Here is a 21,659-nt window from a genome sequence, read left to right as displayed (position 1 = left end):
TCCCGGATCAGTACCCGCAGGGGCACTGACCTGCGTGTTGCGATGGTCGTACGGTGGCTCACCGGCGTGCGGTCCTTCGTGGATCCGCCGGTTCCCCTGTGCCCAGGACGTATGACCGGACCAAGTGGTTCCAGTGGCACGCCCGGCACACTTCGACGTCGTACACGGTGAACTCGGCGAACGAGCCCGCCATCCTGGCCAGCTCTTCGGGGTTCCGGGCCGAGCCCGCGACGTGCTTGAGTTCGTCGCCGTAGACCCAGGACACCAGGGTCAGCGGCTCCTGGCGGCAGATCGGGCAGGGGAGATCACCGTCCCGGCCGTGGAACTTCGCCGCCCGCAGCAGGTACGGGCTCGCGTCGCAGGCTTCGTGGCTGCCGACGCGCCCGGAGCGGACTTCGGCCAGCAGCGCACGGCGCTGCAGCGCGTAGTCCACGACCTGCCGCTGGTTAATCACGAGAACAGAGTACGGGCTCTTCCTGTGACGTCCACGCCCCCTAGCGCCGCCAAGCCCCGGACCGGCCCGGACACGCCGGACGTTCGATAACTCTCCGGTGAATTTCGTCCCCGATGGGTGGTGGGGGAGGTTAGCTTCGCCACTTCGATGTATCGGCGCGATATAGTGGCTGAGTAGGTTGGATCGAGGCGCTCGTTCGGAGCAACGCGGGTGATCTCGGTTTGTTCCCGGAAGGGGGTGCGGTGTGCTGGAGTTCGCGATCCTCGGTCTTCTGCACGAAGCGCCCATGCACGGGTACGTGCTGCGCAAGCGGCTGAACGAGACGCTCGGCACGTTCCGGACGTTCTCGTACGGCTCGCTGTACCCGACCCTGCGGAAGCTGCTGCGGGCCGGGTACCTGGTCGAAGAGCTGGACGAGGCCGACGACCGGGCGTGGTCGCGGCGCGGACGGCGCGTCTACAAGCTCACCGCGGAGGGCAAGGAGCGCTTCGGTGAGCTGCTCGGCGACGCCGGGCCGCAGACCTGGGACGACGAAGGTTTCGGCGTCCACCTGGCCTTCTTCTCGCGGACCCCGGCCGACGTGCGGATGCGGATCCTCGAGGGCCGCCGCCGCCGCGTCGAAGAACGCCGTGAGGGTATGCGGGCGGCGCTGGCCAGGGCCGAGGAGAAGATCGATCGCTACACCCGTGAGCTGCACCGGCTGGGGCTGGAGACCAGCGAACGGGAGGTGCGCTGGCTCAACGAGCTGATCGCGCACGAACAAGCCGAACGGCAGGGTCCGGATACCTGAGCCGCCCGGCCCGGGCCGCAGCGTGGCGGCACCAGACCTACTGAACGAATACGGATTGAAGGAGAAACCCCCATGGGCGAGAACCGCCGCGTACGGGTGGCCATCGTGGGCGTCGGCAACTGTGCGGCGTCGCTGGTCCAGGGTGTCCAGTACTACCGCGACGCGGACCCGGCCACCCGCGTCCCCGGTCTGATGCACGTCGACTTCGGCGGCTACCACGTCCGCGACATCGAGTTCGTCGCCGCGTTCGACGTGGACGCCAAGAAGGTCAGCCGCGACCTGTCCGAGGCGATCTTCGCCTCCGAGAACAACACCATCAAGATCGCCGACGTGCCGCCGCTCGGCGTCACGGTGCAGCGCGGCCACACCCACGACGGCCTCGGCCGCTTCTACCGCGAGACGATCGAGGAGTCCGACGAGACCCCGGTCGACATCGTCGCCGCGCTGCGCGAGGCGCAGGCCGACGTGCTCGTGTCGTACCTGCCGGTGGGCTCCGAGGTGGCGGACAAGTTCTACGCCCAGGCCGCGATCGACGCCGGCGTGGCGTTCGTCAACGCGCTGCCGGTGTTCATCGCCTCCGACCCGGAGTGGGCCAAGAAGTTCGAAGACGCCGGTGTCCCGATCGTCGGTGACGACATCAAGTCCCAGGTCGGCGCCACCATCACGCACCGCGTGCTGGCGAAGCTGTTCGAGGACCGCGGCGTCCAGCTCGACCGGACGATGCAGCTCAACGTGGGCGGGAACATGGACTTCCTGAACATGAAGGAGCTCGAGCGGCTCGAGTCGAAGAAGATCTCGAAGACCCAGTCCGTGACGTCGCAGGTCGACCGCGACCTCGGCAAGGGCAACGTCCACATCGGGCCGTCGGACTACGTGCAGTGGCTCGACGACCGCAAGTGGGCCTACGTCCGGCTCGAGGGCCGCGCGTTCGGCGACGTGCCGCTGAACCTGGAGTACAAGCTCGAGGTGTGGGACTCGCCGAACTCGGCGGGCATCATCATCGACGCCGTCCGCGCCGCGAAGATCGCGCTCGACCGCGGCATCGGCGGCCCGATCCTGTCGGCGTCGTCGTACTTCATGAAGTCGCCGCCGGAGCAGTACGACGACTCGACCGCGCGCGACGCCGTCGACAAGTTCATCCGCGGCGAGCTGGAGCGGTAAAGCTGTCATCGTCGAAGGCCGTCACCGCTGGTGGCGGCCTTCTTCGCGTGGTGGACTAAACCGGTGGGGCGGGGTGGGCGTTGGCGGGGTGTGAGTGCGAGTGTTGGCGAAAGCGCGCCGGGGGACCTGGGCACGCCGACCTTTCACGACCTCTTCCGCGAGTACTTCGGCCAGATGACCCGGCTGGCCCACCTGCTCGGCGCGGACGACGCGGAGAACGTGGCGCAGGAGGCTTTCGTCAAGCTCCACCAGCGCTGGGACTCCCTGACCGACCACTCCCGGGTGGCCGGCTACCTCCGCACGATCGTGGTGAACATGTCGCGCTCGCGGACCCGGCACCTGCGCGTCGTCCGGCGGACCCCGCAGGAACGGCCGCCGGACGAGCTGTCGGCCGAGGTCAGGGCGGTGGCGAACTGGGAGCACCAGCGGCTGCGCGCGGTGCTGGTGCGGCTGTCCCGGCGACAGCGCGAGGTGCTGGTGCTTCGCTATTGGCTGGACCTCAGCACGGCGGCCATCGCGGAGACCCTGGGCATCTCCCAGGGCACGGTCAAGGCGACGACGCACCACGCGATGGAGTCTCTGCGCAAGCACCTGGGGGACGACCTGGGAGGTGAGCGATGACCGACCTCGAACGCAAGCTGGCCGAAGCACTGCGCGGACAGGCCGGGGAGGTCGCGCCCAACCTCGACGCGGCCTGGGCCGAGCAGCAGCGCCGGCAGCGGCGGCCGTCGCGCCGTCGCCGGGCGGCGGCGTGGGGTGCGCCACTGGCCGCGGTGCTGGCGGTGCTGACGAGCGTGTTGCTGGCCACGAACCTGAACACCGCGCAGAGCCCGGGGCCGGAGCCGGCGGCCCGCCAGGGGCAGGAGCTGGTGCTCGCGCGGCCCCTGCTCTCGCTGCGCTTGAACTCCGCGGGTGAGCTGAAGGCGCTCACCGACTTCGTGGGGCAAACGAACACCTGGACCTCGTACGCCTCCCAGGCCCTCGACGACACGGGACGGCCCGTGTTCTGCATCGAGGCGCTGCCCAAGGGAGCGACTCACAGCGGGCCGGAATCGTACTTCGGCGTCGAGTCGCCGTCGTGCGTTCCCGTGTCGGGATCTCCCGTGCGCGCCGGGTACATCGGCAAGAACGGCGGGCCGCTGCCCGCGGGCAAGGCGGTCTTCCTCGTCGACCGGGCGGTGCACGTGCTGCGCCTCTACGACGCCGCGGGTGACCTGAGCCAAGGCAAGCTGATCACCTCGACGGACTCGGGCCAGGTGTTCCTCGCCGACGTCAACCCGGGCTCGCCGCCGGTGCGCTTCGAGGTCAGCTGAGGCCGAGTGCGCCCGGCAGGTCGGTGATCTTCTCCACCACCGCCGTGGCCTGCTCCAGCACCTCGGGATCGGGCGGAAAATGCGGGTTGGGCACCGCGTACACCGCCATCTTCGCCGCCAGCGCGGACCGCAGCCCGTTCGTCGTGTCCTCCACGGCCGCGCAGTCCGCCGGAGCCACGCCCAGCAGCCCGGCCGCCCGCAGGTAGACGTCCGGCGCCGGTTTTCCGGCCCCGACCTGCTCGGACGACACCGCCGCTCCCACCGGCAGGCCCGTCACGTCGAGGAACCCCTTGATCAGGATCACCGGCGACGAGCTCGCGATCGCCACCGGCCACCGCGCCGACACCTGCCGCACGACGTCCACCGCACCCGGGATCAACGGTGGCTCCGCCGCGTACCGGGCGGCCATCCGCTTGACCACGACCGTCGCGATCTCCGGCGGCGTGAGCCGCGCGCCCAGCTCCTCCACCAGGTAGCGGGCCCACTCCGGGGTGCTCATCCCCTGCTGCGCACGGGTCGCCTCCTCGCGCCAGGTGCCGCCGTGCTCGGCGACGACCGCGCGCCGCACTTCGTCCCAGATCCGCTCGGAGTCCACCAGCACGCCGTCGAGGTCGAAGATCACCGCGTCCATGGCCCGAGCCTAGCCTGTGAGCCGACTTACTTAGCTACCCTTACTAAATTTTGTTAGCCTGGCTAAGTGACTTCCGCGATCGCCGACCTCGCCCACCGGCTGCGGCCGCTGGTCTTCCGGCTCTACCACCAGGTGCGCCGCCAGACCCCGCGGCTGACGCTGACCCTCACCCAGGGTTCGGTGCTGAGTGAGCTGGTCAACGGCGGTCCGCGCCGGATGAGCGCGCTGGCCGAGTACGAACGGGTCAAGCTGCCGTCGATGACCGACGTCGTCGGCCGGCTCGAACGGCTCGGGCTCGCCACCCGCCGCCCGGACCCCGCCGACGGCCGCGCGGTGCTGGTCGAAGTCACCGACGAGGGCCTGCGTTTTTACGCCGAACTGGTGACGGCTCGCGAGGAGTTCCTCCGCGAGCGGCTGATCGCCATGGACGAACCCGACCGCGCCGCGATCGAGGCCGCCCTGCCCGCTCTCGCCAAATTGCTCGTCGACACCAAGAAGGAGGAACTGATCAGCGATGAGCGCTGAACACCACTCGAGCCTGCTGGACGCCGTCAAGGACCAGCCCAAGCAGGTGTGGATCACCGCGTTCGCCGCGGTCATCGCCTTCATGGGGATCGGCCTGGTCGACCCGATCCTGCTGTCCATCGCCAAGGGCCTGGACGCGACGCCGTCCCAGGTCACCCTGCTCTTCTCGTCCTACCTCGGCGTCCAGGTCGTCGCGATGCTGGTCACCGGGGCGGCGAGCGCCCGCTTCGGCGCGAAGCGCACGGTGCTCGCCGGGCTGACGCTGATCGTCGCCGCCACCGCCCTCTGCGCGGCCGCCGGGTCGATCGAGCAGCTCGTCGGGCTGCGCGCGGTCTGGGGGCTCGGCAACGCGTTCTTCATCGCGACCGCGCTTTCGGTGATCGTCGGCGCCGCGACCGGCGGCCAGTCCGGCGCGATCCTGCTCTACGAGGCCGCTCTCGGCGTCGGCCTGTCGGTCGGTCCGCTGCTGGGCGCGCTGCTCGGCTCGATTTCCTGGCGCGGCCCGTTCCTCGGTACCGCGATCCTGATGGCCGGCGCGCTCGTGCTGTGCGCGGTGTTCCTGAACAGCGACAAGCACGAGAAGCGCGAGCCGATCAAGCTGCTCGACCCGCTGCGCGCGCTGAAGCACACCGGCCTGCTGCGCACCTCCGTCGCCTCGGCGCTGTACACCGCCGCGTTCTTCGCGGTGCTCGCCTGGTCGCCGTTCGTCCTCGGCTGGAGCGCGATCGCCGTCGGCCTGGTGTTCTGCGGCTGGGGCCTGTGCGTCGCCGTCGCCGGGGTCGCCCTCGCGCCGCGGCTGGCCGCCCGGCTCGGCGAGCGGCACGCCGCCGCGGCCGCCGTCTTCGGGTATGCCGTGCTGATGCTGGTCCTCGCCGTGCCGAGCAAGCCGGTGCTGGTCGCCGGGATCATCGTCTCCGGGCTGGTGTCCGGCCTGCTGAACACGCTGTTCACCGGCACCGCGATGGCGATCAGCGACGCGCCGCGCCCGGTCGCCAGCGCGGGCTACAACTTCTGCCGCTGGCTGGGCGGCGCGGTCGCCGCGACGCTCGTCGGGCACGTCGCCGAGTGGTTCGGCTCGCCGCAGGCGCCGTTCGTCGCCTCGGCCGTGCTGTGCGTCGTCGCGGGCGCGCTGCTCTCACTGCGGGAGAAGAAGGCGGACCCGCACACCCTGCCGAAGGAAGCCGTGCTCGTCGGGGAAGAGTTCTGACACCTCCGTTCGGGGCAGCAGTACACCCGCCGTTCATCTGAATGTCTGGAATGGCTGGTTTTGGGAGCTTAGGTTCAGTGCGTTCCCGAACTCCCACCATGGAGGCGAAGTGCTCGACCGCCTGCTCCCGCTGCTGCCCACCCACCCGGGCGGCCGCTCCCCGATCACCTGCGAATACCGCTGCGGCAACGCGTGCGCCCACCCCGAGGCGAACGAGTCCGCGAACGAGTACTTCGGCGACGTCGTCAAGGACATCTCGCGCCGCCGGGTCTTCAAGGCCGGTGCCGTGATGGCCGCCGCGGCCGGTGGGTTCGCCGCCCTGTCCGGCACGGCGGCGGCCGCGCCCGCCGGGCACGCTCCGAGGCCGCCGCGGCCGGTGCCCGGCACCGACTTCACGCCGGTCCCGCCGAACAAGCTCGACGCGGTCAGCGTCCCCGACGGCTACGCCCAGCGCGTCGTCGTCCGCTGGGGAGACCCGGTGGTCGCGGGCGCGCCGAAGTTCGACTTCGCCCGGCAGACCGCGGCCGCGCAGGCCAAGCAGTTCGGCTACAACAACGACTTCGTCGGCCTGATCCCGCAGGACCCGCTGGGCCTGTCGAACCTGCTCGTGGTCAACCACGAGTACACGACCGAGGTCCACATGTTCCCGGCCGACCAGTACGACCCGGCCAACCCGACCGAGGAGCAGGCGAAGATCGCCTGGGCCGCGCACGGCCTCTCGGTGCTGCAGGCCCGCCGCGACCCGATCCACGGCGGCCTCGAGGTCGTCCCGAGCCGGTACGGCCGCCGGATCACCCTCGACACGATCTTCGAGGTCCGCGGCCCGGCCGCCGGCTCGAAGTTCCTCAAGACCTCGGCGGACCCGAGCGGGCGCAAGGTCCGCGGCACGCAGAACAACTGTTCCGGCGGCGTGACGCCGTGGGGCACGGTGCTCTCCGGCGAGGAGAACTTCGACCAGTACTTCGCCAACTCCGACAAGGTCACCGACCCGGTCGCGGCGGCGCGGCTCAAGCGCTACTCCGTCGGCGCCGGCACGAGCACCCGCAAGTGGGAGCGGTTCGACAAGCGCTGGGACGTCTCGAGCGAGCCCAACGAGCCGAACCGGTTCGGCTGGGTCGTCGAGATCGACCCGAACGACCCCACCTCGACGCCGGTCAAGCACACCGCGCTCGGCCGGTTCAAGCACGAGGCCGCGAACATCAAGATCACCGCCGACGGCCGTGTCGCCGTCTACTCCGGTGACGACAGCCGGTTCGAGTACATCTACAAGTTCGTCTCGAAGGGCAAGTACAAGCCGGGCAACAGCGCGCACGCGCGGCGGCACAACTCGGCGTTGCTCGACGAGGGCACGCTCTACGTCGGCCGCTTCACCGGCGACAGCCCGGCCGCGGAGATCGACGGCAAGGGCACCCTGCCGGCCGACGGCGAGTTCGACGGCACCGGCGAGTGGATCCCGCTGGCGAGCGGCGACAAGTCCTTTGTGGACGGCTTCACCGCCGAAGAGGTCTACGTCTTCACGCGCCAGGCCGCGGACAAGGTCGCCGCCACGAAGATGGACCGGCCGGAGGACATCGAGCCGAACCCGGTCAACGGCCGGATCTACGCGGCGCTGACCAACAACAGCGACCGCGGCGCGACGGGCAAGGCCGGCGCCGACGAGCCGAACCCGCGGGTCGGCAACAAGAACGGCCACGTCCTGGAGTGGGAGGAGGACCGCGGCGACGCGGCGTCGACCCGGTTCTCCTGGCGGCTGCTGCTGGTCTGCGGCGACCCGAAGGCGGCGGACACCTACTTCGGCGGGTTCCCGAAGGACCAGGTCAGCCCGATCTCCTGCCCGGACAACGTGGCCTTCGACCGGCACGGAAACCTGTGGGTCGCCACCGACGGCAACGCCCTCGGCGCGAACGACGGCCTGTTCTCGGTGCCGGTCGCCGGTCCGGAGCGCGGGCACGTCAAGCAGTTCCTCTCGGTGCCGGTCGGCGCCGAGACGTGCGGCCCGGTCGTGACCGACAACCTGGTGCTCGTCGCGGTCCAGCACCCGGGTGAGAACGCGGCGAGCTCGGCGAACCCGACGTCGCACTGGCCGGACGGCGGCACCGCGCAGCCGCGGCCGGCCATCGTCTCGGTGTGGAAGAAGGGCCGCTTCGGGCTGCCCGGCCGCATCGGCGAGCGCTGACGCACCGGGCCCGCGCCGGCCGAATTTCACTCTTAAGTGGACGGTTCTCGGCCGGTGCGGGCCCGCACCGCGCGCCATAGTCGAGAGGTGATCTTCTCGGGGCGCACGGCGGCGGTGGCGGTGGTGGCGATCGCGGCGGCGGTCGTGCCCGCCTCCACGTCCACCGCCGCGGACGCGCCGCCGGTCTGCGGCGGGCTCGCGGCGAACCCGAGCGTCGAGCTCGCGGCGCGCAACGGCGCCCCGGACGGGTACGTGTTCGCCCCGGCCGCCCCGGTCCCGCCCGGCACACCGGCCGCGAAGGTGCCGAAGCTGCTGACCGAGCGGGAGTACGCCGTCGACGGGCAGCGGGCGGCGGTCGTCCAGACACCCGACGGCAAGACCAGCACCGCCTACCAGACCGAACGGTTCGTCCCCGGCGGCGTCTACACCCTCAGCGTCTGGACCGCTTCGCGCGCGCCGAGGTACGAACCGGCCACCGGCCTGCGGTTCTACGACGCCACCGGCACGCAGATCCAGGAGACCAAGCTCGTCGCCGACCACTTCGCCGGCGACGGCGCCCTCGACCGGCAGGACTTCCCGGCGGCGACGGCGCCGGCGAAAGCGGCCGCGGTGAAGTTCTTCGCCACGACCACCCTCGACCGGCTGCACTGGGACTGCGTCGACCTCCGGCTCGCGGCGTACTCGGTGAAGAAGGAAGTGCAGAACCCGGCGACCGGCGCGTGGGCCTCGTTCGCGACGATCACCGCGGGCGAAACCGCGCACTACCGCATCACCGTGACCAACGAGGGCACCGAGGACCTCACCGGGATCACGGTGCAGGACCCGTGGTGCCCCGGGACGTTCGAGCCCTTCGCGCTGGCCGCAGGCGCGAACCGGCAGCTGACCTGCGACCACCCGGACCTCACGGTGGCCGACAGCGGGCACGTGAACACGGCGAAGGTGACCGGCGTGCACCACCCGGGCGGCACGCTCGGCGACAAGACGGCGTCGGCGACGATCACGGTGTTGCCGCCGCCGGCCATCGCGAAGATCGGCGACTTCGTCTGGGCGGACCGCAACCGCGACGGCTTGCAGGACCCGGCCGAGCCCGGCGTCGCGGGCGTCAAGGTGACGCTGAAGGACGGCGCGGGCGGCACGGTCAGCACGGCGACGACCGACGACAAGGGCAAGTACGGCTTCGAGAAGCTGAAGGACGGCACGTACCAGGTCTGCTTCGCCGTCCCCGCGGACTTCACCGTGACCCGCCGCGATGCCGGCAGCGACGATCGCGATTCCGACGCCGGCCCGGACGGCTGCACCGCGCCGCGCACCGTGGGCGGCCCGTCCCACGAAGACTTCACGGTCGACCTCGGGCTGCTCTCCCCGGTGAACCGGGTCGGCGACTTCACCTGGGCCGACTCGGACGGCAACGGCCTGCAGGACGCGGGCGAACCGGGCCTCGCCGGGGTCAAGGTGGTGCTGAAGGACGCGAGCGGCAAGGAAGTGGCGAGCGTGGTCACCGGCGCGGGCGGGGCGTACGGCTTCGACGGCCTGGAGGACGGCACCTACCAGGTGTGCTTCACCGCCGACGGCCACCACCCGACGGTCAAGGACACCGGCGACGACGCCCGTGACTCCGACGCGGACCCGGCGTCCGGCTGCGCGGGCCCGCACCCCCTCGGCCCCGGCAAGCGCGAAGACCACACGGTGGACGTGGGCTTCGCGTAGCTACGGTGGAGGCATGACGGATCTTCCTCTCGCCCTGGTGACCGGCGCTTCCCGCGGAATCGGCGCGGCGGTCGCGCACCAGCTGGCCCCGACGCACCGCCTGCTCCTCGGCGGTCGCGACGCCGACGCGCTGGCCGCCCTGGCGAAGGAGCTCCCGGGCGCGACGCCGTGGCCGGTGGAGCTGACGGACTCCGCTTCGCTCGCTTCGGCGGTCGCGGACATCTCGTCCCTCGACGTCCTGGTCCACTCGGCGGGGGTCGCCCGGCTCGGCCGCATCGAGGAGGCTTCGGCCGGCGCGTGGCGCGACAACTTCGAGATCAACACCTTGGCGGTGGTCGAGCTGACCCGCCTGCTGCTCCCCGCCCTCCGCGCGGCCCGCGGCCACGTGGTGGTGATCAACTCGGGTGCGGGCCTGAACGCCCGCCCGGGCTGGTCCCCGTACGCGGCGAGCAAGTTCGCGGTCCGCGCCTTCGCCGACGCCCTCCGCGAGGAGGAGCGCGACATCCGCGTGACGTCGGTCTACCCGGGCCGCACGGACACGGAGATGCAGCAGGCGATCTTCGCGGGCGAAGGCCGCGAGTACGACACGTCGCACCTGCTGAAGGCGGACTCGGTGGCCACCGCGGTGGTGACGGCGGTGTCGGCCACCCCGGACGCCCACCCGACGGAAGTGATCCTCCGCCCGCGTTAAGCCCGCAGCCGGGCCGCCGTCTCGGCCACGCCGGCCTGCACCTTCGCCCGGTCCACCTTCACCGGCTCGCCCTCGGCCACGACCTGCTCACCCGCGACCCAGACGTCCCGGACCCGCCGCGAACCGGCCGCCCAGACGAGGTTCGACAGCAGCTGCGCGTCCGGCACCTCCAGGCCGCACGCGAACGCCGGGTCGTCCAGGTCGATGTGCACCAGGTCGGCCCACCGGCCCTCCTCCAGCGCCCCGATGTCGGGCCTGCCCAGCGCCGCCGCCCCGCCGCGGGTGGCCAGCAGGAAGACGTCCGCCGCCGTCAGCACCGTCGAGTCGCCCGTGGCCAGCCGGGCGAACATGGCCGCGAGCTGCAGTTCCTCCCACAGGTCGAGGTCGTCGTTGGAGGCCGGGCCGTCCGTGCCCAGGCCGACCGCGACCCCCGCCGCGCGCAGGTCCGCGATCCGCGCGATGCCCGAAGCCAGCTTCGCGTTCGAGCCCGGGCAGTGCGCCATGCCGACCCCGTGCGCGGCGAACAACGCGATGTCCTCGTCCGAGAGGTGGATCGAGTGCGCCGCCAGCACCCGGCCGTCCAGCATGCCCAGCTCACGCAGCAGCGCCGGCACCGAACCGTGGGAAGCACGAACCGCGGTGTCCTCCGCCGCCGCCTCGGCGACGTGGATCTGCACCAGCGCACCGCGCGAAGCAGCGGACTCCGCGGTCGTCCGCAGGCCTTCCGCGGACAGCATGTACGCCGAGTGCGGGCCGTAGCCCAGCTCGATGCGGTCGCCGTGGCCGAAGCGGAGGCCATCCGTGTCGATCCAGCGCTCGATGCCGGCCAGCTGGGCGCGCCAGTCGAGGCCGGGCAGCTCCATCACCGGCGGCGCGACCAGCACGCGGCCGCCCGTCGTGAGGACCGCGTCGACCAGCTGCTCGCCTTCGAAGTACATCTCGGCGCTGGTCGTGACGCCGTGGCGGAGCATCTCGACCGAGCCGAGCAGCATGCCGGTGCGGACGTCCTCGGGGCGCAGCTTCGCCTCGGCCGGCCAGATGATCTCGTTCAGCCAGGGCAGGAGCGGCAGGTCGCCGCCCATGCCGCGCAGCAGCGTCATCGGGCTGTGTGCGTGCGTGTTGACCAAGCCGGGCAGCAGGATGCCGGTCAGGGTGGTGACCGGTGCGGCGGATTCGGGGGCGGTGGCCACCGGTCCGCAGTACGAAATGCGCCCATCGGCGTCGACATCGACGACCGCGTCACGGAGAAGCGAACAGGACGGGTCGGCCGGGAGAACGACAGGGGCGTGGAAACGGCGTTGCATCTCTGGATACTACGCACCGGGAATTACGAGACGACTCCGCTCCGCCACGCCCAGGCCGCGGTCTCCACCCGGTTCCTGGCGCCGATCTTGCTCTGCACCGACGCCAGGTGCGTTTTCACCGTCGACAGCGACATGAACAGCTCCGCGCCGATTTCGGTGTTCGTCAACCCGCGCGCGGCCGCCTTGACGACGTCCAGCTCCCGGGCGGTCAGCGGCTCGGACGGGGGCGCGACCTGCCGCTTCGCCGAGCCGGACCCGTTGAAGTGCTTCAGCAGCCGCACGGTGATCTGCGGCGAGACCAGCGCGTCGCCGCGGTCGGCCGCCCGGACGGCTTCGATCAGCAGCGCCGGGCCCGCATCCTTCAGGAGGAAGCCGTGCGCGCCGTTGCGCAGCGCCGTGTGCACGTACTCGTCGAGGTCGAACGTCGTGACGACGACCACCTTCAGCGGGTCGGTCACGTCCGGCCCGGCCAGCTGCCGGGCCACCTCCAGGCCGTCGAGGCCCGGCATGCGGATGTCGAGCAGGCAGACGTCCGGGCGCAGTTCGCGGGCCTTCGAGACCGCCGAGACGCCGTCCGCGACGTCGGCGACGACCTCGATGTCGTCCTGCGCGTCCAGGATCATGCGGAAGCCCATCCGCACCATCTCCTGGTCGTCGGCGATCAGTACCCGGATCACTCGTCCCCTTCCGTGTCTTCTCCGGCCGCCAGCGGCAGCCAAGCTTCGACGCGCCAGCCGCCGTCCGGGCCCCGCCCGGCCGACAACCGGCCCTTGAGCAGCGCGACGCGTTCGCGCATGCCGACCAGACCGTAGCCGCCCGACCCGCCGGCCGGCCGGTGTGCCGTCGCGCGCCCGTCGTCCGTCACCCGCAGGTGCAGCTGGGCGCCCACCACCTCGGCGACGACGAGCGCCTCGGTCGCGCCCGAGGCGTGCTTGCCGACGTTCGTCAGCGACTCCTGCACCAGCCGCAGCGCCGAGCGGCCGACCTCGTGCGGCAGATCCGGCGGCAGGTCCAGGTGCATCGACGTCGGCACGCCGTGGTTGGCGGTTTCGACCAGTTTCCGCAGGTCGGCGCCGAGGTCGGTGGTGGCCTGCTCGCTGAACTCGCTCGACCCGGCCGGTGCGTCGCCCCGCATCGAGCGGACCAGCCGCCGCATCGCCGCGAGCGCTTCGACGCCGGCGTTCTCGATCCGGGCCATCGCCTCGACCGCGACCTCGGGCTTCTGCGCGGCCATCATCCGCGCGGCCTGCGCCTGCACGACGATCCCGGTGACGTGGTGGGCGACGACGTCGTGCAGCTCCCGGGCCAGCGCCATCCGCTCGGCCGTCTGCGCGTCGCTCACCGCGGCCTGCACGATCTGGGTGCGCTCGGAGTCCCGCGACCGCAGCATCAGGCCGACGGCGATCGAGATGCCCAGCATCAGCGTCGCGGCGAAGGCCAGCACCGACAGGACCTGCGGATCGGTTTGCAGGCCCCGTCGCGCGTCGGAGTTGAGGATCGCCGCGAGCGCGACGACGCTCGACAGCACGGCGACCCGGGCCCAGGACTGGCCCAGCCCGCGGGCCCGGGTCAGGTTCACCACCACGCCCATGCCCGCGATGACCTGCGTGGCCGGCACGCCGCCCGGGACCGGGTAGTCGTAGGAGTGCAGCTGCAGGAACGGCGTGATGACCGCCGACAGCAGCATGATCCCGGCGAGGCCGAGGAGCGCGTCCGCGGGCCGCCGCGGGGACAGCACCGCGATCACGGCCGCGAGGATCGAGCAGAACAGGATCGGGAACCCGCGGGCGGTGTTCGAGTAGGTGTAGCCGAACTCGAAGAGCAGGGCGAAGGCGAGCAGCCCCATCAGCGGCCACTGCCCCATCGCCAGCTCGTTCACCCGGCGCAGCAGCCGGGTCCGCGGAGTGGCGCGCGGGCCGCGGTCGCGGGCCGCGACCGCGGGCACCAGCGGGCCGACGAGCAGCAGCAGGCCGAACAGCAGCGCCTGGGTACCCGTGCCGCCGTCGATGTCACCGACACCGGCGTACCGGCCGAACACGGCGACGAGGCCGGCGACGACCAGGAAGCTGATCACGCAGAACGCCACGCCCGCCCGCGCCCGGCGGGCCACGTAGTAGACCATCAGCACCCCGGCCACGACCTCGGTGATGGTCACCTTCGGCAGCACGCTGGAGTACGGCGGGATGCGCAACGTGTGGATGATGAGGGTGGAGAAGATCAGCACCCCGCCGCCGGCCACTGCGGCGACGGCGGCGCGCTTCTGAGCCCAGAGCCCACACGCCGCCATCACGAAAATGCCGGGGAAGAGCCCGAAGTCGACGAAGCGCGGACCGGCGTCGTCGAGCGCCGCCTGCGTCGTGTAGATGACGTCGAACAGCAACGCGGCGAGCAGGACGGCCGAGGGCACGCCGATGCGCCGCACCAGGGCGGTGACGCGGGTGGAGAGCGTTTTCGGTGGAGACGCGGCGGGCACAACGTGACGTTACGTGATCCCCCGGCGCCCGCACCTTGGCCGAGTGGCCCGCACTCCCTCGGCCGATCGGCCGAGGCGGGCCGGGGCGTGACTGGCCGTCTGCCCGAAGTGGGCGCCCCCGATCTCGGCGAAGCTCATCGGCGTCAAGATCCGAAACGGCAGGGAGAACCTCGTGGACCCGAACACTCCACACGCGACGAGCGGCCCGGTGCTGTCCGGCCGCGGGCTGGTGAAGCGCTACGGCACTCAGCACGCCCTGGCCGGCATCGACATCGACATCCAGCCGCGGGACGCCGTCGCCATCGTCGGGCCGTCCGGCTCGGGCAAGACGTCGCTGCTGCACGTCCTGGCCGGCATCCTCCGGGCCGACGACGGGCAGATCTTCCTGGGCGGGCAGCGGATCGACCACCTCGGCGAGAAGAAGCGCAGCGAGCTGCGCCGCACCGAGTTCGGGTTCGTCTTCCAGTCGGGGATGCTGGTCGCCGAGCTGTCGGCCGAAGAGAACGTCGCCCTGCCGTCGCTGCTGGCGGGGCTCGGGCGCAAGGAGGCCATCGACGCCGGCCGCCTCTGGCTTTCGCGCCTCGGCCTGGCCGGCAAGGAACGCCGCCGTCCCGGCGAGCTCTCCGGCGGCGAGGCCCAGCGCGTCGCGATCGCGCGGGCGCTGACCCACCGGCCGAAGGTGATCTTCGCGGACGAGCCGACCGGCGCGCTCGACACGCGCACCGGCCGCGAAACGATGGACGCCCTCCTCGGCGCCGCCCACGAGACCGGCGCCGCGGTGCTCGTGGTGACGCACGACCGCGAGCTGGCCGAGTCGATGCCGAAGACCGTCGCGATCCGCGACGGCCTGATCGCGACGAGGCTGGCGGCGTGAACTCCCTCCAGATCGCCCTGCGGGTGCTGAAGGTGGACCGGCGGACCCGGACGTCGGCGATCCTCACCGCGATCGGGGTGGCCGTCGCGACCGGGCTGGTGCTGCTGCTGGCGACGCTGCCGTTCGCCACCCAGAACCGCGAACAGCGGGCCCTCTGGCAGGGCGAGCAGTTCTACAGCCGCGGCACGGACGGCCCGGTCACCATGCTCTTCACCGCGACGAAGGATTACTTCGACGGCAAGCAGATCCTCCGCGTCGACGTCGCGCTGGCCCCCGGCGCCACGTCCGCGTCGGTCCCGCTGCCGCCGGGCGTGCCGCAGCTGCCCGGGCCGGGCGAGACCGTCGTGTCGCCCGCACTGGGCCGGCTCCTGCAGGCCAACCCGGCCGGGCAGCTCGGCGACCGGTTCGGCAAGCCCGTCGGCGCGCTCGGTGAAGACGGCCTCCGGTTCCCGGAGCAGCTCGTCGCGTTGACCGGGCACACCCCGGACGCCATGCCGGAGCGCTCCTCGCAGCTGTCGGGCTTCCCGAGCGGCAAGGCGAGCCCGGACGCGCTGCTCATGCTGCTGTCCTGGGTCGGGATCATCGTGCTGCTGGTGCCGAGCCTGGTGCTGGTCGCGTCGTCGGCGCGGCTGACCGCGGCCCGGCGGGAACGGCGGCTCGCCGCGATCCGGCTGGCCGGGGCGACCCCGGGGCAGGTCACGAACATGGTGGCCGCCGAGACGACGTTGTCGGCGGGCATCGGTGCGCTGCTCGGGCTGCTGATCAGCCCGGCGCTGCACGGCCTCGCGTCGTTCGTCCCGTGGGCCGGCGGCACCTGGCTGGCCTCCGACTTCGCGCTGCCGGTCGGGCTGACGGTGTTCATCGCCCTGGCCATCCCGGTGCTCGTGGTGCTGGCCGGTGTCCTCGGCCTGCGCCGGGTCCTCAAGAACCCGCTGTTCGCCACCGGCGGCCACACGAAGAAGCCGCTGCACTGGTGGCGGCTGCTGGCGCTGCCCGCGGCCGGGGTGTTCTTCCTGGTCGCGGTGACGACGGCGAAGGAGTACGGCGGCATCGGGTTGGTGATGGCGGGGCTGTTCTTCCTGGTCGGCTCGGCCGCGATCGTCGGGCCGTGGGTGACGTCGGCGGTCGGCGGCACGTTCGTCCGGATCTGGCGGCGCCCGTCCGCGCTGCTCGCCGGCCGCCGTCTGCGTGACGACCCGAAGGGCGCCTACCGGGCCTCCGCCGGGATCGTGCTGGCGGTGTTCGCCGGGTCGATGGCGCTGACGCTGCTGCCGACGTTCGAATCGATGGCCGGTGGCGGGCGGTCGTTCGCCGACTCCGTGCTCTACGTCGACACCGACGGCCAGCACGCGCGCACCATCGTCGACCAGGCCAACGCCTCCCTGCAGAAGTACGGCCAGCCGGACAAGGCGGTCGCGGTCGGCGAGGTCTACCTGGTGAAGGGGCAGGCACCCAACCGGTACGGCCACCGCGCACTGGTGATGACCTGCGCCGACGCCGTCAAGCTGACCCGCTTCGGGCTCACGCCGGAGAACTGCACGGGCGGCCCGGCCGTCTTCGGCGACTCGGCGCTCGACCTGGCCCAGTACAAGATCGCCGACAACTGGGAAGGGCCGGCCTCGGCCGTGAAATCGGGGACCCGGGCGGAAGCCGTCCGCGTTCCCGACCCGGACCTGTCGAGCACGTCGATCATCGACCCGGCCGCCCTGCCGGACGGCTTCACGCCGAAGTACGTCACCGTGGTCGCGCCGACCACCGACGCGAACCGCGAGATCGTCCGGACGGCACTGGCCGCGCCGGCCGCGGGCGAAGAGATCGGCAGCCGCGACCAGTACCTGTTCAACCAGCAGACCGAACTCGGCGACCTGCGCCGGGTCACCGTGATCGGGTTGATCGCGGCGGGAATCCTGGCCGGCTGCAGTGCGGCGGTCGCGACCGCGGGCTCGGTGATGGACCGCCGCCGCACGTTCGGTGCGCTGATGGCCGCGGGCACGCCGGTGCGGGTGCTGGCGAGGGCGTTGCGGATGGAAGCCGCGCTGCCGGCGCTGGTCGCCACCATCGGCGCGGGAATCGTCGGGGTACTGGTCGGTGTTGGGCTCTACAGCATGGTCGACGCGCGCGGCATCGTGCTCAGCCCGTGGCTGCTCGCGCCGGTCGTGCTCGGGGTCGGGGTGGCCCTGCTCGGCGCTTCGGTCTGCACGCCCGCGCTCAAGCGGGTCCAGGCCGAGCCGCTGGCCGAGGAATAGGCGTCCGCTCCCGGAGTCGGGGCCGGGGCGGATACCGGGGGTAGTGAGCTGAAGGGGACTTTCTCCGCAGGGGATCCGGGGAGAGTCCCCTTCAGCCTTTCTTGGATCAGCGCCGTTCGAAGATCAGCGCTTCTCGAAGATCAAGTCGTGCGAGACGCGGCCTTCGACATCCGCGCGCTGCTCGAACTTCGTCACCGGCCGCCACTCCGGCCGCGGCGCCCAGCCGCCCGGTTCGTCGGCGTACCGGTTGCGCAGCGCGGGCTCGGCGGAGCAGACCTCGAGCATCTGCTCGGCGTAGTTCTCCCAGTCGGTCGCCATGTGGAAGGTGCTGCCGGGCGCGAGCCGCGACGCGACGAGCGCGGCGAACGAAGGCTGCACGATCCGCCGCTTGTGGTGCTTCTTCTTCGGCCACGGGTCGGGGAAGAACAGCCGCACACCGTGCAGTGTCTCCGGCTCGACGTGCTCGGTCAGCAGCACGACGGCGTCGCCGTGCAGCAGCCGCAGGTTTTCGACGCCGAGCTTTTCGGCGCGCAGCATCAGCTGGCCGAGGCCCGGGTCGTAGACCTCGGCCGCGACGTAGTTGAGCTCCGGCGCCGCGGCGGCCAGCTGCGACGTCGTCTCGCCCATGCCGGAGCCGATCTCCAGCATCACCGGCGCCTCGCGGCCGAACCACGCGGTGAAGTCCAGCGGCCCCGCGGGCAGCTCGCTCACCGTGCGGCCCAGCCGCGGCCAGTGGTCGTCCCACGCCCGCTGCTGCCCGACGGTCATCCGGCCACCGCGCTTGACGTAGCTGACCACGCTGCGCAGCCGGGGTTGGTGCTCGTTTTCCACTCGCCGAGGCTAACGAACGGCTTCGAACACCCCGAGACGAGATCGCAGGCCCGCCAGCCCGGCCACCGGGATCGGGTCCGGCGTACGCCCGGTGTGCGCGGGCAGGACGTCGATCCAGCCGGGGTGCCGGTCGGTGTTCATCACCGTGGTGGGAATCGCGTGCCCCGATTTCCCGCGTTCGGACGGCATGAACTCCCAGTAGCCGGATTCGCCGTCCGCGGCCCACGGGACGAATTCCCACCCCGGACGCGGGCCGAGCAGTTGCGCGATCCGGTCTTCGACGCGGAACCCCTGTTCCCGGGAATCGAGCTTGCCGTCCGCCATCGCGCGCAGCCACCACGGCGCGGGGATCTGGCCCGCCATCCCGGCCGAAGCGCGGAACAGGGCCAGGACACTGTCCTGAGGCGCGCGGTGCACCCACGCGCGGCGGAGTTCGGACGGCGTCGCCGCCGTCATCGCGGCCTGTGGGAGTTCGATCGCCCGCGACCATTCGAGGTCGAGCATGGGTTCGAGCCGGGGAGCGTCGCCTTCGACGCGGGCTCGGGGAATCGTGCCACCCAATTCTTGCCCGGTGTCCACCGTCAAGATTCACCTCCAGGGGGAGTTCAGACGGGTCCGGTGCGTTCACTTATGAATCTTGCCTGGTCATAGCAGTATGTCCGGTGGCTGTGAGAGAAGCCACAGTTGTTTCACCTTTTGTTAACAAGGTTTTGTGCGCTATTGAGACGGCGGTCACGCTCAGGCGTCGCGCCGTGCCGTCACGAGCACGCCGGCCACGTACAGGGCAACGGCGATCGCCGCGAAGTAACCGAGGTTGCCCCACGGGCCGAGCGGCGCGGACGGCAACCCCAGCGGGCCCGTGGTGAGCCCGCTCGCGCCGACGAACTCGTCGGCGGCGTGGAACGGCATCCACTGGTAGACGTACTTGCCGAAGCCCGGGATGAAGACGAACAGGCCTTCGAGCACCTGGGTCCACACGATGACCACCGTCAGCGCGAAAGCCACGCTGCGCAGCAGGAGCGCCACGCCCACCCCGGCCACCGCGGTGAACAGGAAGACCAGGCCCTGGCCGAGCACCGAGCGCCAGTCGGCGCCCGTGTGCAGCGCGAGGTCCGCGTCCGGCCGCACCAGCGACGCCAGCCCCCAGGAACCGAAGCTGATGACCAGCCCGAGCACCGTGCCCAGTGCGCCGACGACCACGACCTTGGCCAGCAGCGCGGGCACCCGGCCCGGCACCGCCTGGAACGTCAGCCGCATGGTGCCCCAGTTGAACTCCGACGCGGTCGCGAACACCGCGAGGACGAGCAGCACGGTCCGGCCGTTGCCGCTCACCAGCTGGGTGTTGCCGACGGTCGGCGGGATCTCCGGGCCGGCCAGCGCGAAGATCAGCATGGTGAGGGCGAGCGGCGCGATGATCGCGATGGCCAGGCACCACCACGGCGCGCGGGTGCTGAAGAGCTTGATGCGCTCGGCGCGGAGCAGGTTGGCGATCATCGGGAGGCCTCCGGGGCCGGCACCGCGAATTCGACGGCGTCGCGGGTGAGGTCGAGGTAGGCCTGCTCGAGCGAGCCGGTGATCGGGCTCAGCTCGTGCAGCGTCGCGCCGGCGTCGAAGGCGAGCTGCCCGATCCGGTCACTGTCCACCCCGGACACCACGAAGGCGCCGTCGGCTTCGGTGAACTCGGCCTGCCCGGTCAGCGCCGTCCGCAGCCGGTCGGCGTGCGGGGTGCGCACCCGCACGCCGTGTTCACTCGTCTGTGCGATGAACTCCTCCATGGTGCCCTGGTAGATCAGCCGGCCGCGGCCGATCACCACCAGGTCCTGCGCGGTCTGCGCCATCTCGGGCAGCAGGTGGCTGGACACGAACACGGTCCGGCCGTCGGCGGCCAGCGAGTGCAGCAGCTGCCGGATCCACGCCATGCCCTCGGGGTCGAGGCCGTTCACCGGCTCGTCGAACAGCAGCACGCGCGGGTCGCCGAGCAGGGCGGCGGCGATTCCGAGCCGCTGCTGCATGCCGAGGGAGTACTGCAGGACGCGCATCGAGCCGACGCTCGTCAGCCCGACCAGCGCCAGCACCTCTTCGACGCGCTTGTCCGGGATGCCGTTGGTCGCGGCCAGCCAGCGCAGGTGGGCGCGCCCGCTGCGGCCGGGGTGGCGCCAGGTGGCGTCCAGCATCGCGCCGACCGTCCTCAGTGGATCTTTCAGCTGCGGGTACGGGACGCCGTCGATGAGCACCCGGCCCGCGTCGGGGCGGTCGAGGCCGAGGACCAGCCGCATCGTCGTGGACTTGCCGGCGCCGTTCGGGCCGAGGAAGCCGGTGACGCGCCCGGAGCGCGCGGTGAACGTCAGTTCGTTGACCGCGGTCGTGGCGCCGTACCGCTTGGTCAGTGCTGTCGCCTCGATCATGGGCTCCCCCGTCCGTCCAGGCGAGCCTACTGCGAAACACCGGATCCGGGTCGCCCCCCGACAGTGCGACCCGGATCCGGTGTTTTCCCCTGTTCCCCTTTTTTCTCCCCTATGCGTCCCGCTTCTTCGCGACCCCGAGCGCGACGAGCAGGAACACGAGCGCGATGCCGGCGAAGTACGCCAGCGCCCAGCCGGGGCTCAGCGGCGAGTCCGACGGCGCCGGGCCGTCGACGACGGCGGAGCCGCGCAGGAACTTGTTCGCCACGTTGAACGGCAGCCATTCGTGGATGTGGTGCCCGACCTTCGGGATCAGCTGCACCAGCTCTTCGGCGACCAAGTAGTAGATGAGCAGCGCGGCGATCGCGCCCGCGCTGTGCCGGATGAGGATGCCGAGCGCGACCGCCAGCACGGCGCTGATCGCGAACACCGGGCCGAGCCCGGCGACGTTCATCCAGTCCTGTGAGGTGTGCAGGCCGAGGTGGTCGTCGGGCCGCATCAGCATGGCCAGACCCAGCGCGCCGAACGCGCCGATCTCACCGATCACCAGCGCGGCCAGCGCGACGACGACGGCCTTGGCGACCAGTGCCGGCGAGCGGTGCGGCACGGCCTGGAACGTCGTGCGGATCGTGCCGAAGCGGTATTCGGTGGTCACCGTGAGCGCGGCGAGCACCATGACGACGGCGATGCCGAACTGGGAGCCACCGAACTGGGTGGCGGACAGGGCGACCGGCGTGTCGGCGGGCGTGTTGGCGGCGAGAATGGCGGCGAAGCCGATGGACAGGACGAGGGTGATGAGCGCGCACCACCACGGCGAGCGGGTGCTGAACAGCTTGATGCGTTCGACCGCGAGCAGGTTCATGATCTTGGTTTC

At 71.5% G+C, this 21,659-nt stretch carries 21 protein-coding genes; 11 read left to right on the top strand and 10 right to left on the bottom strand.

Annotated features, from left to right (window positions below; translation table 11 throughout):
- Positions 1-58: 58 nt before the first annotated feature.
- Complete coding sequence (locus AB0F52_RS06790) at positions 59-454, bottom strand: DUF5318 domain-containing protein (RefSeq protein ID WP_103340315.1); 396 nt, start codon at positions 452-454, stop codon at positions 59-61.
- Positions 455-698: 244 nt separating this feature from the next.
- On the opposite strand from AB0F52_RS06790, the gene AB0F52_RS06785 reads away from it, so the two are divergent.
- The 4 genes from AB0F52_RS06785 to AB0F52_RS06770 all read left to right on the top strand — a co-directional run bounded on the left by AB0F52_RS06785 (position 699) and on the right by AB0F52_RS06770 (position 3,718).
- Complete coding sequence (locus AB0F52_RS06785) at positions 699-1,244, top strand: PadR family transcriptional regulator (protein ID WP_103340316.1); 546 nt, start codon at positions 699-701, stop codon at positions 1,242-1,244.
- Positions 1,245-1,316: 72 nt separating this feature from the next.
- Positions 1,317-2,405: an inositol-3-phosphate synthase gene (locus AB0F52_RS06780; protein ID WP_360165383.1), complete on the top strand. Its 1,089-nt coding sequence runs from the start codon at positions 1,317-1,319 to the stop codon at positions 2,403-2,405.
- Between the two features lie 90 nt (positions 2,406-2,495).
- Positions 2,496-3,026, top strand: coding sequence for a SigE family RNA polymerase sigma factor (locus tag AB0F52_RS06775; protein WP_360165380.1), 531 nt, complete (start codon positions 2,496-2,498; stop codon positions 3,024-3,026).
- Positions 3,023-3,718, top strand: coding sequence for a hypothetical protein (locus AB0F52_RS06770; protein WP_360165377.1), 696 nt, complete (start codon positions 3,023-3,025; stop codon positions 3,716-3,718). Before AB0F52_RS06775 ends, AB0F52_RS06770 begins: the two co-directional genes overlap by 4 nt.
- Here AB0F52_RS06770 and AB0F52_RS06765 read toward each other — a convergent pair.
- A complete protein-coding gene (locus AB0F52_RS06765) occupies positions 3,711-4,349 on the bottom strand; it encodes an HAD family phosphatase (protein ID WP_360165374.1) in 639 nt (212 codons plus the stop codon). The genes AB0F52_RS06770 and AB0F52_RS06765 overlap by 8 nt on opposite strands.
- Positions 4,350-4,415: 66 nt before the next feature.
- Here AB0F52_RS06765 and AB0F52_RS06760 point away from each other — a divergent pair, with 66 nt between their 5' ends.
- The 5 genes from AB0F52_RS06760 (at position 4,416) to AB0F52_RS06740 (ending at position 10,655) form a co-directional block, all read left to right on the top strand.
- On the top strand, positions 4,416-4,874 hold the full coding sequence (locus tag AB0F52_RS06760; protein ID WP_360165371.1) for a MarR family transcriptional regulator: 459 nt from the start codon (positions 4,416-4,418) through the stop codon (positions 4,872-4,874).
- A complete protein-coding gene (locus AB0F52_RS06755) occupies positions 4,864-6,081 on the top strand; it encodes an MFS transporter (RefSeq protein ID WP_360165368.1) in 1,218 nt (405 codons plus the stop codon). Before AB0F52_RS06760 ends, AB0F52_RS06755 begins: the two co-directional genes overlap by 11 nt.
- Before the next feature lie 109 nt (positions 6,082-6,190).
- Entirely contained in the window at positions 6,191-8,257 is a 2,067-nt protein-coding gene (locus tag AB0F52_RS06750) for a PhoX family phosphatase (protein WP_360165365.1), read from the top strand.
- Between the two features lie 87 nt (positions 8,258-8,344).
- Positions 8,345-9,964 carry an SdrD B-like domain-containing protein gene (locus AB0F52_RS06745; RefSeq protein WP_360165362.1) on the top strand — a complete coding sequence of 540 codons (1,620 nt, stop codon included), beginning with the start codon at positions 8,345-8,347 and terminating at the stop codon, positions 9,962-9,964.
- A gap of 13 nt (positions 9,965-9,977) precedes the next feature.
- Positions 9,978-10,655 (top strand): SDR family oxidoreductase, encoded by a 678-nt coding sequence (locus AB0F52_RS06740; protein WP_360165359.1) that lies wholly within the window; start codon positions 9,978-9,980, stop codon positions 10,653-10,655.
- On the opposite strand, the gene AB0F52_RS06735 is transcribed toward AB0F52_RS06740, so the two are convergent.
- From AB0F52_RS06735 to AB0F52_RS06725, 3 genes are read right to left on the bottom strand one after another with little or no spacing between them, the layout of a single operon-like run.
- Positions 10,652-11,959 carry an amidohydrolase gene (locus AB0F52_RS06735; RefSeq protein WP_360165356.1) on the bottom strand — a complete coding sequence of 436 codons (1,308 nt, stop codon included), beginning with the start codon at positions 11,957-11,959 and terminating at the stop codon, positions 10,652-10,654. The genes AB0F52_RS06740 and AB0F52_RS06735 overlap by 4 nt on opposite strands.
- A gap of 23 nt (positions 11,960-11,982) precedes the next feature.
- Entirely contained in the window at positions 11,983-12,636 is a 654-nt protein-coding gene (locus AB0F52_RS06730) for a response regulator transcription factor (protein ID WP_360165353.1), read from the bottom strand.
- The gene (locus AB0F52_RS06725) at positions 12,633-14,432 is read right to left on the bottom strand and encodes a histidine kinase (protein WP_360165350.1); all 1,800 of its coding nucleotides are present in this window, start codon (positions 14,430-14,432) and stop codon (positions 12,633-12,635) included. Before AB0F52_RS06725 ends, AB0F52_RS06730 begins: the two co-directional genes overlap by 4 nt.
- 172 nt (positions 14,433-14,604) lie before the next feature.
- Here AB0F52_RS06725 and AB0F52_RS06720 point away from each other — a divergent pair, with 172 nt between their 5' ends.
- Complete coding sequence (locus tag AB0F52_RS06720) at positions 14,605-15,306, top strand: ABC transporter ATP-binding protein (RefSeq protein WP_360165347.1); 702 nt, start codon at positions 14,605-14,607, stop codon at positions 15,304-15,306.
- On the top strand, positions 15,303-17,552 hold the full coding sequence (locus AB0F52_RS06715) for an ABC transporter permease (protein ID WP_360165344.1): 2,250 nt from the start codon (positions 15,303-15,305) through the stop codon (positions 17,550-17,552). Before AB0F52_RS06720 ends, AB0F52_RS06715 begins: the two co-directional genes overlap by 4 nt.
- Before the next feature lie 123 nt (positions 17,553-17,675).
- On the opposite strand, the gene trmB is transcribed toward AB0F52_RS06715, so the two are convergent.
- The 5 genes from trmB to AB0F52_RS06690 all read right to left on the bottom strand — a co-directional run bounded on the left by trmB (position 17,676) and on the right by AB0F52_RS06690 (position 21,647).
- Positions 17,676-18,383 carry a tRNA (guanosine(46)-N7)-methyltransferase TrmB gene (trmB, locus tag AB0F52_RS06710; protein WP_360165341.1) on the bottom strand — a complete coding sequence of 236 codons (708 nt, stop codon included), beginning with the start codon at positions 18,381-18,383 and terminating at the stop codon, positions 17,676-17,678.
- Between the two features lie 9 nt (positions 18,384-18,392).
- The gene (locus AB0F52_RS06705) at positions 18,393-18,962 is read right to left on the bottom strand and encodes a hypothetical protein (RefSeq protein WP_360165338.1); all 570 of its coding nucleotides are present in this window, start codon (positions 18,960-18,962) and stop codon (positions 18,393-18,395) included.
- A 159-nt stretch (positions 18,963-19,121) separates the two neighbouring features.
- Positions 19,122-19,877 carry a hypothetical protein gene (locus tag AB0F52_RS06700; RefSeq protein WP_360165335.1) on the bottom strand — a complete coding sequence of 252 codons (756 nt, stop codon included), beginning with the start codon at positions 19,875-19,877 and terminating at the stop codon, positions 19,122-19,124.
- On the bottom strand, positions 19,874-20,788 hold the full coding sequence (locus tag AB0F52_RS06695) for an ATP-binding cassette domain-containing protein (RefSeq protein ID WP_360165332.1): 915 nt from the start codon (positions 20,786-20,788) through the stop codon (positions 19,874-19,876). The genes AB0F52_RS06700 and AB0F52_RS06695 overlap by 4 nt, the downstream gene beginning before the upstream one ends.
- A 109-nt stretch (positions 20,789-20,897) precedes the next feature.
- On the bottom strand, positions 20,898-21,647 hold the full coding sequence (locus tag AB0F52_RS06690; RefSeq protein WP_360165329.1) for a hypothetical protein: 750 nt from the start codon (positions 21,645-21,647) through the stop codon (positions 20,898-20,900).
- Positions 21,648-21,659 lie beyond the last annotated feature (12 nt).

Origin of the sequence: Amycolatopsis sp. NPDC024027 (assembly GCF_040638975.1) — a bacterium.
Lineage (GTDB): Bacteria > Actinomycetota > Actinomycetes > Mycobacteriales > Pseudonocardiaceae > Amycolatopsis.
The sequence above is the reverse complement of the archived record's forward strand: the minus strand, read 5'-3'. Positions and strand labels throughout refer to the sequence as shown.

Coding starts and splice junctions, on each gene's coding strand:
- AB0F52_RS06780 (WP_360165383.1), top strand. CDS start 1,317: ATGGGCGAGAACCGCCGCGTACGGGTGGCCATCGTGGGCGTCGGCAAC.
- AB0F52_RS06735 (WP_360165356.1), bottom strand. CDS start 11,959: ATGCAACGCCGTTTCCACGCCCCTGTCGTTCTCCCGGCCGACCCGTCC.
- AB0F52_RS06770 (WP_360165377.1), top strand. CDS start 3,023: ATGACCGACCTCGAACGCAAGCTGGCCGAAGCACTGCGCGGACAGGCC.
- AB0F52_RS06695 (WP_360165332.1), bottom strand. CDS start 20,788: ATGATCGAGGCGACAGCACTGACCAAGCGGTACGGCGCCACGACCGCG.
- AB0F52_RS06755 (WP_360165368.1), top strand. CDS start 4,864: ATGAGCGCTGAACACCACTCGAGCCTGCTGGACGCCGTCAAGGACCAG.
- AB0F52_RS06765 (WP_360165374.1), bottom strand. CDS start 4,349: ATGGACGCGGTGATCTTCGACCTCGACGGCGTGCTGGTGGACTCCGAG.
- AB0F52_RS06690 (WP_360165329.1), bottom strand. CDS start 21,647: ATGAACCTGCTCGCGGTCGAACGCATCAAGCTGTTCAGCACCCGCTCG.
- AB0F52_RS06740 (WP_360165359.1), top strand. CDS start 9,978: ATGACGGATCTTCCTCTCGCCCTGGTGACCGGCGCTTCCCGCGGAATC.
- AB0F52_RS06700 (WP_360165335.1), bottom strand. CDS start 19,877: ATGATCGCCAACCTGCTCCGCGCCGAGCGCATCAAGCTCTTCAGCACC.